Genomic DNA, 12,744 nt, shown 5'->3' with positions numbered 1-12,744 from the left:
CGGTGCCGAAGCCGTTTTCTGTCACCCCACACCCAGCCGTTGGTATGTCGCAGCCCTCCAGCGGTCCCGCGGACCGCGACACCGGCCCCACGGAACCGATCGTCGAACGGACCGTCGCTCACCTCGCGCGACTGCTCCCGCTCGCGCTCGTCCCGCTGGCGACGGCGCTGCTACGGGCGCGGGAGCTACTGGCGACGGGGAACGCGAACGGATTCTCGCTCCGCGCGTCGTTTCCCGTCTACCGGTACGACCTCTGGAGCTTCGTCGACGCCCCCCGCGGGGGCGGCGTGTCGGTGTCGCTCCCGTTCGGGTCCCTGGAGGCGCTGCCGCTTCTCGTTCCCGCGATCGGCGCGTACGTCGTCGTCTCGGGCGCGCTGAGCGCGGGGTACTTCGGGAGCATCGCGGCCGGGATCACGACCGGTCGGTTCGACTTCGTCGCGGCGCTCCGTCGGTTCGGCGTCCGAGTGATCCTGCTCGAAGCGATCGTCGTCATGGCGTTCGCCGTCCTCTTTCTCCCGCTGCTCCTCTTTCCGCCGCTGTTCGTCGTCGCCCTCGTCGCGGCGCTCGTCGTCTCGTACCTGTACTTCCCGACGGTCTACGTCCTCGTGTTGGAGGATCGCGGTATCGAGTCCGCGGTGCTGCGCGCGCGGGAACTCGTCGACGGTCACCGACCGCTCGGCTTCTTCCTCGCCGTCGCGGTCGTCACGGCGATCTGTTCGGTTCCCGTGAGCCTCCTCGCGCACGCCGGTCCGATCGGTGCGGTCGCGGCCGCGGTCGTCGCCGCGCCCCTCGGGCTCGCGTTCAACGTCGCGACCGCGCTGAAGGTCGCCGAGATGGCCGGGATCGAGACTGTCGAGTGAGCGGCGGCGCCTCGGCGCCTACTGCGGGTCGACGGCGTTCAGCGCCGCGAGGTCTTCGTCGGTGAGCGTCAGCTCCGCGGCCGCGAGGTTCGATTCGAGGTGCTCGACGCTCGACGTGCCGGGAATCGGCAGCGTCGCGTCGGAGTGGTCGAGCAGCCACGCGAGCGAGACCTGCTGCGGGGTCGCGTCCCGCCGCTCGGCGACCTCCGCGAGCACCTCGCCCGCGTCCTCGTCGTCGACCGCGTACATCGGTCCCCACGGGATGAAGCCGACGCCGTGGTCCTCGCAGGCGGCCAGCACGTCCTCGTCGTCGCGGTGGCCGACGTTGTAGCGGTTCTGGACGGTGGCGACGTCGACGATCTCGGTCGCGGTCTCCAGCTGCTCGACGGTGACGTTCGAGAGGCCGACGTGGGCGATCTGGCCGGCGTCTTTCATCTCCGCGAACGCGTGGACCGACTCTTCGAAGTCGGTGTCTGGGTCCGGCCGGTGGTACTGGTAGAGGTCGATCGTGTCGGTGCCGAGCCGGTCGAGGCTACACAGCACCTGATTCCTCAGGAAGTCGGGGTCGCCGTGCGGGAGCCAGTCGCCGTCGCGGTTGCGGAGCAGGCCGGCCTTCGAGGCGACGACCACGTCGTCCGGGTCGCCGAGCGCCTCGCCGATCAGTCGCTCCGAGACGCCCGGCCCGTAGGAGTCGGCCGTGTCGACGAAGTCGACGCCGAGGTCGACCGCGCGTCGGAGCACGTCCTTCGCCGCCTCCTCGTCGTCGGGGCGACCGATGATCTCCTCGCCGGTAATCCGCATCGCGCCGAAGCCGAGGCGGTCGACCGTCAGTTCGCCGCCGATATCGAACGTGTCGCTCCTGCCGCCGGTGTTCGAAGCCATACGCGAGTCATCTCGGCCCACGCGGAAAGCCGTGGGGTTGCCGGAAGGGGACGCGTCCGGTCGAGAGGGCGCCGCCTTCCTCGCCCGGCTCGCCCGTGTTGCGCCCGTCGCTACTCATAAACCGCCCCCGCGCGATCGTGGGGTATGGACGCCGAGCGCGAGGTACTCGACGTGTTGGCGCGGAATGCCCGCGAGGACATCGACGACATCGCGGCCCAGACAGGCCTCGACGCGGACGCGGTCGCGGCGGCGATCGACGCGCTGGAGGCGGACAACGTCGTCCACGGCTACCAAGCCGTGATCGACTGGGACCGCGTCGACGAGGGGAAGATCCGCGCGGTCGTCGAGATCAACGTCGAGCTCGACCGCGAGACGGGGTACGAGCAGGTGGCCGACCGGATCGCGAAGTTCCCCGCGGTCGACGCCTTACACCTCGTCTCGGGCGACTACGACTTCGCGGTCGAGGTGCTCGGCGAGAACATGCAGGACGTCTCCGAGTTCATCTCCGAGCAGGTCGCGCCGATGCCGGAGGTCACGCAGACGGTGACCCACTACATCATGGAGACGTACAAGGACGGCGGGATCCGGTTCGAGGACGGCGACGACGACGACCGCCTCTCCGTGTCGCCATGAGACTCTCCGACCGCGCCCGCACCCTCCCCGAGTCGGGGATCCGGAAGTTCTTCGAGCTCGCGGAGGCGCGCGACGACGTCATCTCGCTGGGGGTCGGCGAGCCCGACTTCTCGGCGCCGTGGGCGGCTCGGACCGCCGCGATCGACTCGCTGGAACGCGGGAAGACCTCCTACACGGCGAACCGCGGGATGGCCGCGCTCCGCGAGCGGATCGCCGCCCACCACGAGCGCTACGACCAGTCGTACGAGCCGGAGTCGGAGATCCTCGCCACCACCGGCGCGAGCGAGGCGGTCGATCTGGCCTTCCGGGCCTTGGTCGACCCCGGCGACACCGTCGCGGTCCACGAGCCGACGTACATCTCCTACGGGCCGGGGATCGAACTGGCGGGCGGCGAGCAGCTGACGGTCCCGACGCGGGCCGAAGACGACTTCGCGCTCACCCGCGAGTCGCTGGAGGCGGCGGGCGCCGCCGAGGCGGACCTGCTCGTGCTCTGCTACCCGAACAACCCGACGGGCGCGACGATGACCGACGAGCAGCTGGCCGAGGTCGCCGCGTTCTGTCGCGACGAGGACCTTCGAGTGGTCGCCGACGAGATATACGCCGCGCTCACCTACGGGACCGACCACGCCTCGATCGCGACGCAGCCCGGGATGCGCGAGCGCACGGTCGTCGTCAACGGCTTCTCGAAAGCGTACGCGATGACCGGGCTGCGGTTGGGGTACGCGCTCGGTCCCGCGGAGGCGATCGACGCGATGAACCGGATCCATCAGTACACGATGCTGTCGGCGCCGACGACGCCGCAGTACGCCGCCATCGAGGCGCTGGACCGCTGCGACGAGGAGGTGACAGAGATGGTCGAGGAGTACAACCGCCGGCGGCGGCTCGTCGTCTCCCGGTTCAACGAGATGGGCCTCGACACCTTCGAGCCGGGCGGCGCCTTCTACGCGTTCCCGGAGTGCGGCGGCGACGACGAGGCGTTCGCCGAGGCGCTACTGGAGGACCAGGGCGTCGCCGTCGTCCCCGGTTCCGTCTTCGGCGCGGGCGGCGAGGGGCACCTCCGCGTCTCGTACGCGACGTCGATGCGCGAGCTGAAGGAGGCGACCGACCGGATCGCGGCGTTCGTCGAGGGACGCTGAGCACACGGTCGCGCGGGGGCCCGAGAGAAAATCGGCCGCTGCGGCCGCATTCGTAGCCCCCGCGAGGTAAACGAACAACTCTTCTCCAATTGTTCACCGTTCGCTAACGATTATCACGCTCGATCCTGATCGTTCGCGTATGGAGTTCCAGCTAACGGACGAGCAGAAACAGCTGCGCGAGGAGGTACGAAAGTTCGCCGACGAGGAGATCCGACCGGTCGCGACCGAGTACGACGTCGGCGAGGAGTACCCGCACGAGGTGATGGAGAAGGCGGCGGACATGGGGCTGCTCGCGCCGCACGTCCCGGTCGAGTACGGCGGGATCGGCTACTCCTCGCTGGAGAACGCGATCCTCACCGAGGAGCTGTTCGCGGCCGACCCCGGGATCGGCCTCTGTATCTCCAGCGCCGGGTTCGGGGCGGAGGCGCTGATGGAGTTCGGCACGGACGAGCAGAAGGAGCGCGTCCTCCCCGAGGTGACCGCGGGCGACGCGGTGATGGGGTCGGCCATCTCGGAGCCGCAGGCTGGATCTGACGTCACCTCGGTCGCCACTCGGGCGGAGAAGGACGGCGACGAGTGGGTGATCAACGGCTCGAAGATGTGGATCACGAACGGCACCGTCGCCGACTACTTCGTGGTCGTCTGCGAGACGGACCCGGAGATCGACGACCGCTACTCGGGCTACTCGCAGATCCTCGTCGAAGCCGACCGCGACGGGCTCACCCGCGACAAGATCACCGGCAAGCTCGGGATCCGCGCGAGCGACACCGCCGAGCTGCGCTTCGACGACGTGCGGGTGCCCGAAGAGAACCTGATCGGCCAGCGGGGAATGGGCTTTCTCCAGCTCATGCAGTTCTTCGACGAGACCCGGACCGCGGTCGCCGCCCAAGGCGTCGGGATCGCCCGCGGCGCCGCCGAGCGCGCGCTGGAGTACGCCGAGGAGCGCGAACAGTTCGGCCGCTCCATCTCCGACTTTCAGGCGATCAAACACAAGCTCGCGGAGATGTACACGAACACCGAGGCCGCCCGCTGGCTCACCTACCGCTCGGCGTGGGCGGTCGACAACGAGTCGGGCGATCTGACCGCGCTCGCGTCGATGGCGAAGGAGTTCGCCTCGCGGACCGCGGTGGAGGTCGCCGACGAGGCGGTCCAGGTCCACGGCGGCGCCGGCTTCGTCAACGACCACGACGTCGAGCGACTCTACCGCGACGCGAAGATCACCCAGATCTACGAGGGCACCACGGAGATCCAGAAGAACATCGTCGCCCGCGAGCTGCTCGACGAAGGGATGTAGGTGTGTGGAGACCGACCCGGGGGGCACCGCAATCGGTATTTAAAAACGTCGGGCGAGCGTACGCGCCGTCATGAGCGAGGGCGTCGCGGACGCCGAAGAGCGGCTCAAGCGGCAGCGAGACGATCTACAGCTGTTGAATCAGGTGATGCGCCACGACATCCGAAACGATCTCCAGCTCGTCGGCGCGTACGCGGAGCTGCTCGACGATCACGTCGACGAGGAGGGCGCGGAGTACCTCGACGTCATCAAGCGCAACACGCAGAGCGCCGTGTCGCTCACCACGACGGTCCGCGACCTCGCCGAGGTGATGCTCCGCGAGGACGCCGAGCCCAGCCGCGTCTCACTGGACCGAGTCCTCTCACAGCAGGTCGAGGAGGTTCGGTCGGCGTACTCCGAGGCCGTGTTCACGGTGGAGGGGTCGTTCCCCGAGGTCGAGGTCGTCGGCGACGAGATGTTGAGTTCCGTCTTCCGGAACCTCCTGCGGAACGCGGTCCAGCACAACGACGAGGCCCCACCGAAGGTGACGGTGGCGGCGAGCGTCGACGAGCCCGCGGATGTCGCCGAGGTTCGGATCGCCGACAACGGGCCCGGAATCTCCGAAGACCAGCGCGACGAGGTGTTCGGGAAAGGCGAGAAGGGGCTCGACAGCCCGGGCGCCGGGATCGGCCTGTATCTGGTCCGGTCGCTCGTCGAGATCTACGGCGGTGACGTTCGGATCGAAGACAACGAGCCGAAGGGGGCCGTGTTCGTCGTCAGCCTCCCGCTCTGTGGCGGCTGACGCCTCGATAACGCCGACAACGAAGCGGCTGCGTCAGCTCAGCAGGCTCTCGCCGTCGAACTCGGCGTCGGCGTCGACGTCCAGCAGGTCGAGGAGCGTCGGCGTCACGTCGAAGAGGTTCGCGTCCGTCAGGTCGAGGCCGGGGTCGGTCGCGTACAGCAGCGAGTTCTCGAACTTGTGCATCCCGTTGCGGGGGCCCTCGGTGAACACCGCCTTCTTCCCGCCGAACCCGGATTTGAGGTCGAAGCCGTCGGCGGGGATGACGACGAGGTCCGGCGCGATGTCGTCGTGGGCGCCGTCGAAGACGGTCTCGCCTTTCACGATCCGCTTGCACACCTGCCGCCCGTCGGGACCGGTGAGCGATTCGAGGTCCTCGATGAGCGCCTCGCGCGTCTCCTCGTACTCGGCCTCGGGGACGACGCCCTCAGGCTCGCGCCCCTCAAGGTTGAGGTAGAAGCGGCCGGGGATGAGCGAGTACGCCCGCGTCTCGTCGTCGATGTCGCTGAGCGCGTCGTGGTCGTCGCCCTCGTAGGAGAGCCACCCCTCGTCGGCGAGGAACTGGTTACAGTTCACCTCCCACTGGAGCTCGGTGAAACCGTGGTCGGAGGCGACGACGAGTGTGGTGTCGTCGTCGAGCGAGTCCCGGATCTCGCCGATGTACCCGTCGAGCGTGCGGTAGAACTCCAGGAACTCGTCGGCGTACTCGCCGTCGTTCGCGTAGTCGCCGAATAGGAAGTGGTTCACCCGGTCGGTGCTCATGAACACGCCGAAAAAGAGGTCCCAGTCGTCTTCGGCGAGGTAGTGAGCGAACGCCTCGTACCGGGCGTCGAGGGTCGCGTGGGCGTCCTCGATGAACTCGCTTTTGTCGTCGTCGTGGCCGAGCTTGGCGTTGACGTCGATCTTGTAGTCGAAGCCGCTGAGCGTCTCGCGGAGCGACTCGTCGCTCGTGGCGGCGTCGAGGTCGGGCGAGAGGAAACCGGAGGCCATCCGCTGAATCCGCGTCGACGGCGGGAACGTGACCGGGACGTTGAGCACGGTCGCGTCGCGGCCGGCGTCGGTGACGCGGTCCCACAGGCGCGTCGCCTTCACGTGGCGCCCGAGCGGGACGTACGTCTCGTAGGAGTCGACCTCGCGGTCCTGAAAGCCGTACACGCCGGTCGCTCCCGGGTTCACGCCGGTCGTGAGGCTCGGCCAGCAGGCGCTCGACTCCGGCGGGACGATGCTCTCTAACCGTCCGCCGGAGCCGGTCTCGGCGATGTCGGTGAGGTTCTCGAAGACGTCGGGGTGGTCCTCGACGAGGTCGAGCGGTACGCCGTCGATCCCAAGGAAGACGACGCGTCCGTCGTCGTCGCCACGGAGCCGGTCGAACAGACCCATGCTCGCAGCGTGCGTTCGCGCCGACATATCCCTTGTGTTCCGGCGGATTTCCACCGGCGGGAACGATTCAGAAGGCATATTTCCCTCCGCGTCGACATCTCCGGCGTATGAGCGACGACTTCCCGGCGAGCGTCGACGTCGATTACACCGACGGCGAGGGGGAAACTCCGGACGACTACCCGTCGATCCAGCACAAAATCGAGAAGGCGGTCGAGGTCACGCGCCGCGGCCTCGAACAGTACGACAACCCCGCCGTGATGTGGACGGGCGGGAAAGACTCCACGCTCACGCTGTACTTCATCAATCAGGTGGCCGAGGAGTACGGCTACGAGAAGCCCACCGCCGTCTTTATCGACCACTTCCAGCACTTCGATTCGATCACCGATTTCGTCGAACACTGGGCCGACGAGTGGGATATCGACCTCGTGTACGCCCGCAACGACGACGTGGGCGCGTACGTCGACGAACACGGCCTCGAACCGGGCGACGACATCCCCGTCGACGCGCTCTCGGAGCACAACCAGCACCACATCCGGGAGATCCTGGAGTTCGAGGAGGACACGTTCCCGTTCCTGCTCGACACCTACGTCGGGAATCACCTGCTGAAGACGGTCGCGCTCAACGACGCGCTCGAAGAGTACGACATCGACGGCGTCATCTCCGGCGTGCGCTGGGACGAACAGGAGGCCCGCGCCGACGAGACGTTCTTCTCGCCGCGCCACGACCCCGACCTGTTCCCGCCCCACGACCGCATTCAGCCCATCCTCCAGTTCGCCGAAGCCGACGTGTGGGACGCCTTCTGGAACTTCGTGGTGCCGGACACCGTCGAGGCGTTCCCCGACGAGGGGTACATCCCGCAGGCCGACGACGACCTCCCCGAGGGCGTCACGCAGGAGGACATCCCGATCTCGCCGAAGTACTTCGCCGGGTTCCGCTCGCTCGGCAGCGAGGTCAGCACGGAGAAGACGACCGAGGAGCCCGCGTGGCTCCAGAACCTCGAAGACACGACCGAACGCGCCGGCCGCGCCCAGGACAAGGAGGACCTGATGGAGCGCCTGCGCGACCTCGGTTACATGTGATAGACGTCGGAGACTGACTCGCAGACCGATTTTCCTCGCCGCTCGCGCCCGCTCGGCGGTCGCGCTTTCGATCGCTCTTTCGACGGCCGCGCTCGACCTCTCTCAGCGCCCGCTTCCTAGCGTCCGTTCCCTCAGCGCTCGTTCTCAACGCTCGCTCTCGGCGCGCTCCCCGACCGACGCCGTGAAGCCGATCTCACGGAGCCGTTCCGCCAGGGGAAGCCCGATCCCGGACGCCGGCGTCAACACGCCGCCGTCGAACGGGGAGTCGACGTCGTCACGCGCCAGACAGACCGCGGACTCGCCGAGCATTCTCGCGGTCGCGCCGTAGCCCGGATCGCGGTCGGCGCCGAACTCGGCCTCGACCGTGAAGGGGCCGTCGGCGCCGGTGCCGCGCCCGAGGACGCCGATCCGGAAGCTCCCGGCCTCCGCCTCCTCTCGGGTCGGCCCCTCGCCGGGGTCGGGGAAGACGTACCGTTCGAACGCCGAGCGGACCGGCCCGACGGACATCGCGGCCGTGAACAGGCCGAGCCCGCCCGCGACGAGGCCCGCGGTCGCCGCACCCGCGGGGCCGTCTCCGGTCGGGACGACCTCGGTACAGCGGAACTCTCGCCCCCACGGGTAGCCGAGGAGCGCGTTGCTCCGGCGCACCACGCGCTCGTTCACCGGCGCCATCGGCGAGGGGGCGGTCCACCCGCCCCGCAGCGCGTCCCGCCGCGGCCAGCGCTGCTCGCCGGGGTCGACGCCGCTGCGCTCGCCCCGCGGCGCCAACGAGTAGGGGTTCCGGAGCGCCTCGCGGGCGAGTGGGTCGGTCGCGGCCGCGTCGAACAGCTCGCCGAAGCTCGCGAGCGTCCCGCCGCTGACGCTCCCGCTCCCGCCGTCGAGGTAGATCCGTACCGTTTCGCAGGGCGCGCCGTGCGTTTCCCTCGCGAACGACTGGACGAGCAGGGTACCGATGTCGGCGGGCACGGAGTCGAAGCCGCAGCCGTGGACGATCCGGGCGTCGCGCTCGACGGCGGCCTCGTGGAACCGGTCGACCGTCTCGCGCACCCAGTTCACCTCCCCGGTGAGGTCGCAGTAGTCCGTGCCGGTCTCGACGCAGGCCTCGACGAGCGGCGTCCCGAGCCGGGTGTACGGGCCGACCGTCGTACAGACGACGCGCGTCTCCCGAGCCATCGCCCGGAGGCTCTCGGCGTCGGTCGCGTCGCCCACCACGACCGGCACGTCGTTCCACGCGTCGCTGCGTCCCGCGAGGTCGGCGGCGAGCGCGTCGAGCTTCTCCCGGTCCCGCCCGCCGATCGCCAGCGCGAACTCGTCCGGGCCGTACCGCTCGGTGAGGTACTCCGCGGTGAACCGTCCCGCGACGCCTGTCGCTCCCCACACCACGACGTCGTGCGTCGGGTCCGTGTCGCTCATGCTCGCTCACTACGCGGCGACGGCGGTAAACGGTCGGGGTCCGTCTGGGAAGCGGCGCCTCCCCCCGCGGTACCTCTTTACATCGTCGACCACTAACGATCGTATGGCCGTTGGCACTCGATTGTCACTACAGCTCGCCGACTTCGGCACCCGCTCGCTCGTCACGCACAGCCTCATGGTGTTGGGATTCATCGGAGCCGTGTACACGGGGCTGTTCGTCGAGGGACAGATCGGCACCGTCTCGATGGCGGCGTTCATCAACTTCACCGCCGGGCTGTGGATCTCGCAGTCGATCCACTCGCTGGGCAACGCCGCGACCGACGACGAGTACCAGGGCGTTCTCAAGGAGATCCTAAACCGTGTCTAGTGAGCCCGGGATCGACGCCGCACGGTTCGGGCGGATCCTCGCGCTCATCGGCTTCGTCACGACCGTTTTCCTGTTCCTCACCGCGAACCGGCTCTCCGGCGACGCCTTCCGCATCGGGGCCGTCGCCATCGCGATGGTGGGACTGATAACCGCGATCATCGGCTTCCTCGTCGCCGCCGGCAGCGCGGTCGACGCGTCCTGAATCCCCCCGAAACCGCGGTGGCGTCCCGCGGATCGGTGACGCGGTACGCGAGCGCGACGGCGCCGCCGCCCGCGCTCGACGCCTAATCCTCGCCGAGGTACGGCTCGCAGACGAGTTCGACGCCCTGCTTGAAGCTCACTTCGGGCTCCCAGCCGGTGGCCTCGTGGAATTCGGAGTAGTCGGCCATCGTGTCGTGGACGTAGCCGTCGAACGGGCACTCGATGTAGTCGGGCTCGACGTCGGTGCCGAGCGCGTCGTTGATCATCTCGACCATCTCGTTGAACGAGTACGCCTCTTGGGTGCCGACGTTGTACACGCCGGTCAGCTCGTGGTCGGCGGCGAGTTCGCAGGCGCGGGCCACGTCCGAGACGTGCGTGAAGTCGCGCGTCTGGCTGCCGTCGCCGAACAGCTCGGGCGCCTCGCCGGAGGCGATGGCGTCCGCGAACTGCGCGACCGTGTTCGCGTACTCGCCCTTGTGTTCCTCGTTGCCGCCGAAGCCCTGATAGACGGAAAAGAAGCGGAGGCCGGCCATCGCCATGTCGTGGTGGTTGGCGTAGTACTCGGCGTAGCGCTCGCGGGCGAGCTTAGAGGCCTCGTAGGCGGTGTGCGCCTCCACGTCCATGTCGACCGGCGAGGGCTCGGTGCGACTCCCGTAGATCGAGGAGGTGGAGGCGTAAACGACCGTGTCACAGCCCTGTTTGCGGGCGCGTTCGACGACGTTGACGAACCCCTCGACGTTGACGCGACAGCCGCGCTGGGGGTCCGACTCGTGCATGTTCCGCGAGGAGAGCGCGGCGAGGTGGAAGACGACGTCGACGTCGGCGGGGAAATCGCCGTCGACGACGGAGGCCTCGACGAACTCCACGTCGGGATCGAGGTTCTCGGGCGTGCCGAGGTAGGTGTCGTCGACCGCGATCACGTCGTTGTCGGCCGCGAGGCGGTTCGCGAGGTTCGAGCCGATGAAGCCCGCCCCGCCCGTCACGAGGACGCGTTTGTCCTGCATGATCCGTCCTCGTTCGAGCATCGGGTTTACCGTGTCGGTTTCTGCGAGCCGCCGCCGGACTGGTTGACCGGGACAGTCGGTGGGTCCCGAACCGTCTTTGCGGTGGGCGGTGATGATCGCGGTATGTTCGGGACAAGCGGCGTTCGCGGCCCGGTCGGCGAGGACGTGACGGCCGACCTCGCGCTCGACGTGGGACGCGCGCTCGCGACGGACGGCGCCGAGACGGTCGTGGTCGGTCGCGACGCCCGCGACAGCGGACGGATGCTCGTGCGCGCCCTCCTCGCCGGGCTCACCGAGTGCGGGGCCGACGCGATCGACGTCGGGGTGGAGGCGACGCCGACGGTGGCCCGCGCCGTCGCCCGCGAGGGCGCGGACGCGGGCGTCGTCGTCACGGCCTCGCACAACCCCGCGCCCGACAACGGGATCAAGCTCTGGACGGCGTCCGGACGCGCGTTCGGCGAGGAGCGCAACGACCGGATCGCCGAGATCGTCAAGACGGCGGCGTTCGAGTTCGCCGGTCACGACGGGATCGGTACGGTCGAGACGCGCGACGCGGTCGCGGGCGGCGACGCCCGCCGGGCCCACGAGCGCGCGCTCCGCGAGACGGTCCCGCTGCCCGACGACCTGTCGGTCGTCGTCGACCTCGGGAACGGCGTCGGGCGCGTCACGGCCGATGCGCTCCACGCGACCGGCTGCGACGTGGAGACGCTCAACGCGCAGCGCGACGGGCGGTTCCCCGGGCGACCGAGCGAGCCGACCGCGGGGAACTGCGAGACCGCGTGCGCGGTCGTCGAGGCGACCGACGCCGACCTCGGAGTCGTCCACGACGGCGACGCCGACCGCATGATGGCGATCGACGAGCGGGGCCGGTTCCTCTCCGGCGACGCGCTGCTCGCGCTGTTCGCCCGCCGGGAGGCGGAGCCGGGCGACAGCGTTGCGGTGCCGGTCGACACGAGTCTGCTCGTCGCAGACGCGCTGGCCGAGATCGGCGCCGAGGTGACGTACACGCCGGTCGGCGACGCATACGTCGCCGCGGAGGCGGCGAAGCCGGGCGTCGCCTTCGGCGGCGAGCCCAGCGGCGCGTGGATCTGGCCGGAGCGGACGCCCTGCCCCGACGGGCCGCTGGCGGCCTGCGTCCTGACCGCGCTCGTCGGCGCGGAGGGGTCGCTCGCGGCGCTCGTCGACGACCTCCCCGACTACCCGATCCGCCGGGACTCCGTCCGCACCGACGCCAAGTCGGCGGTCGCGGACCGCGTCGGCGCGATCGCGGCCGACGAGTACGACGACGTGTCGACGCTCGACGGCGTCCGCGTCGAGACGGACGCGGGCTGGTTCCTCGTGCGCGCGAGCGGCACGGAGCCGCTGGTGCGGATCACGGCCGAGGCGCGCGACGAGGACGACGCCGACGCGTTGTTCGAGACGGCGCGGGACCTCGTCGAGCGCGCGGACGACGAGATATGACGGCCCCGTCGACATCCGCTTCGCGAGTGTACGCGTAAAACGAACCGCGAACTTCAGCCGTCTCGGTGGTAAACATTGCGGCAGTTTTTGCCAGAGTGGTATCGACACCACCGTCATTTACCTGTCGCCGAGAGGTACGTGTTTACCCTGAAGACTCAACAATCGGAGCAGCTTGATCCCGTGAGATCATCTCGTTGTCGCGGACAACTCGCCTGAGTTCGTCGTAAGGATTGCGTCCCTGCTGGCGCCACGTCGCCAG

General features: G+C 69.1%; 13 protein-coding genes. 9 read left to right on the top strand and 4 right to left on the bottom strand.

Annotation, left to right across the window (positions count from 1 at the left end; translation table 11 throughout):
* Nucleotides 1–44: 44 nt before the first annotated feature.
* Nucleotides 45–860, top strand: coding sequence for a hypothetical protein (locus EXE46_RS12315; protein WP_137688688.1), 816 nt, complete (start codon nucleotides 45–47; stop codon nucleotides 858–860).
* Between the two features lie 18 nt (nucleotides 861–878).
* Here the strand turns inward: EXE46_RS12315 and EXE46_RS12310 are convergent, their stop codons facing one another.
* Entirely contained in the window at nucleotides 879–1,742 is an 864-nt protein-coding gene (locus EXE46_RS12310; protein WP_137688687.1) for an aldo/keto reductase, read from the bottom strand.
* Between the two features lie 144 nt (nucleotides 1,743–1,886).
* On the opposite strand from EXE46_RS12310, the gene EXE46_RS12305 reads away from it, so the two are divergent.
* The 4 genes from EXE46_RS12305 (at nucleotide 1,887) to EXE46_RS12290 (ending at nucleotide 5,583) form a co-directional block, all read left to right on the top strand.
* Nucleotides 1,887–2,375 carry an Lrp/AsnC family transcriptional regulator gene (locus EXE46_RS12305; protein WP_137688686.1) on the top strand — a complete coding sequence of 163 codons (489 nt, stop codon included), beginning with the start codon at nucleotides 1,887–1,889 and terminating at the stop codon, nucleotides 2,373–2,375.
* Nucleotides 2,372–3,511, top strand: coding sequence for a pyridoxal phosphate-dependent aminotransferase (locus tag EXE46_RS12300; protein WP_137688685.1), 1,140 nt, complete (start codon nucleotides 2,372–2,374; stop codon nucleotides 3,509–3,511). The genes EXE46_RS12305 and EXE46_RS12300 overlap by 4 nt, the downstream gene beginning before the upstream one ends.
* 139 nt (nucleotides 3,512–3,650) lie before the next feature.
* Nucleotides 3,651–4,805, top strand: coding sequence for an acyl-CoA dehydrogenase family protein (locus EXE46_RS12295; protein WP_137688684.1), 1,155 nt, complete (start codon nucleotides 3,651–3,653; stop codon nucleotides 4,803–4,805).
* A 70-nt stretch (nucleotides 4,806–4,875) separates the two neighbouring features.
* On the top strand, nucleotides 4,876–5,583 hold the full coding sequence (locus tag EXE46_RS12290) for a sensor histidine kinase KdpD (protein ID WP_137688683.1): 708 nt from the start codon (nucleotides 4,876–4,878) through the stop codon (nucleotides 5,581–5,583).
* A 33-nt stretch (nucleotides 5,584–5,616) separates the two neighbouring features.
* Here EXE46_RS12290 and EXE46_RS12285 read toward each other — a convergent pair whose 3' ends face one another.
* Entirely contained in the window at nucleotides 5,617–6,960 is a 1,344-nt protein-coding gene (locus EXE46_RS12285; RefSeq protein WP_137688682.1) for an alkaline phosphatase family protein, read from the bottom strand.
* A gap of 107 nt (nucleotides 6,961–7,067) precedes the next feature.
* Between EXE46_RS12285 and EXE46_RS12280 the strand changes: the two genes are divergently transcribed.
* Nucleotides 7,068–8,039 carry a phosphoadenosine phosphosulfate reductase family protein gene (locus EXE46_RS12280; RefSeq protein ID WP_137688681.1) on the top strand — a complete coding sequence of 324 codons (972 nt, stop codon included), beginning with the start codon at nucleotides 7,068–7,070 and terminating at the stop codon, nucleotides 8,037–8,039.
* A 144-nt stretch (nucleotides 8,040–8,183) separates the two neighbouring features.
* On the opposite strand, the gene EXE46_RS12275 is transcribed toward EXE46_RS12280, so the two are convergent.
* On the bottom strand, nucleotides 8,184–9,452 hold the full coding sequence (locus EXE46_RS12275; protein ID WP_137688680.1) for a trans-acting enoyl reductase family protein: 1,269 nt from the start codon (nucleotides 9,450–9,452) through the stop codon (nucleotides 8,184–8,186).
* 103 nt (nucleotides 9,453–9,555) lie between these two features.
* Here EXE46_RS12275 and EXE46_RS12270 point away from each other — a divergent pair, with 103 nt between their 5' ends.
* Together EXE46_RS12270 and EXE46_RS12265 are read left to right on the top strand one after the other, a co-directional pair.
* Nucleotides 9,556–9,819, top strand: coding sequence for a hypothetical protein (locus EXE46_RS12270; RefSeq protein WP_121562458.1), 264 nt, complete (start codon nucleotides 9,556–9,558; stop codon nucleotides 9,817–9,819).
* Nucleotides 9,812–10,021 (top strand): hypothetical protein, encoded by a 210-nt coding sequence (locus EXE46_RS12265; protein ID WP_137688679.1) that lies wholly within the window; start codon nucleotides 9,812–9,814, stop codon nucleotides 10,019–10,021. The genes EXE46_RS12270 and EXE46_RS12265 overlap by 8 nt, the downstream gene beginning before the upstream one ends.
* Nucleotides 10,022–10,103: 82 nt before the next feature.
* Here the strand turns inward: EXE46_RS12265 and EXE46_RS12260 are convergent, their stop codons facing one another.
* The gene (locus EXE46_RS12260; RefSeq protein WP_137688678.1) at nucleotides 10,104–11,024 is read right to left on the bottom strand and encodes an NAD-dependent epimerase/dehydratase family protein; all 921 of its coding nucleotides are present in this window, start codon (nucleotides 11,022–11,024) and stop codon (nucleotides 10,104–10,106) included.
* 123 nt (nucleotides 11,025–11,147) lie between these two features.
* Between EXE46_RS12260 and glmM the strand changes: the two genes are divergently transcribed.
* Nucleotides 11,148–12,485 (top strand): phosphoglucosamine mutase, encoded by a 1,338-nt coding sequence (gene glmM, locus EXE46_RS12255; protein WP_137688677.1) that lies wholly within the window; start codon nucleotides 11,148–11,150, stop codon nucleotides 12,483–12,485.
* Nucleotides 12,486–12,744 lie beyond the last annotated feature (259 nt).

It is taken from the genome of Halorubrum sp. GN11_10-6_MGM (assembly GCF_005435165.1).
Taxonomy (GTDB): domain Archaea; phylum Halobacteriota; class Halobacteria; order Halobacteriales; family Haloferacaceae; genus Halorubrum.
The sequence above is the reverse complement of the archived record's forward strand: the minus strand, read 5'-3'. Positions and strand labels throughout refer to the sequence as shown.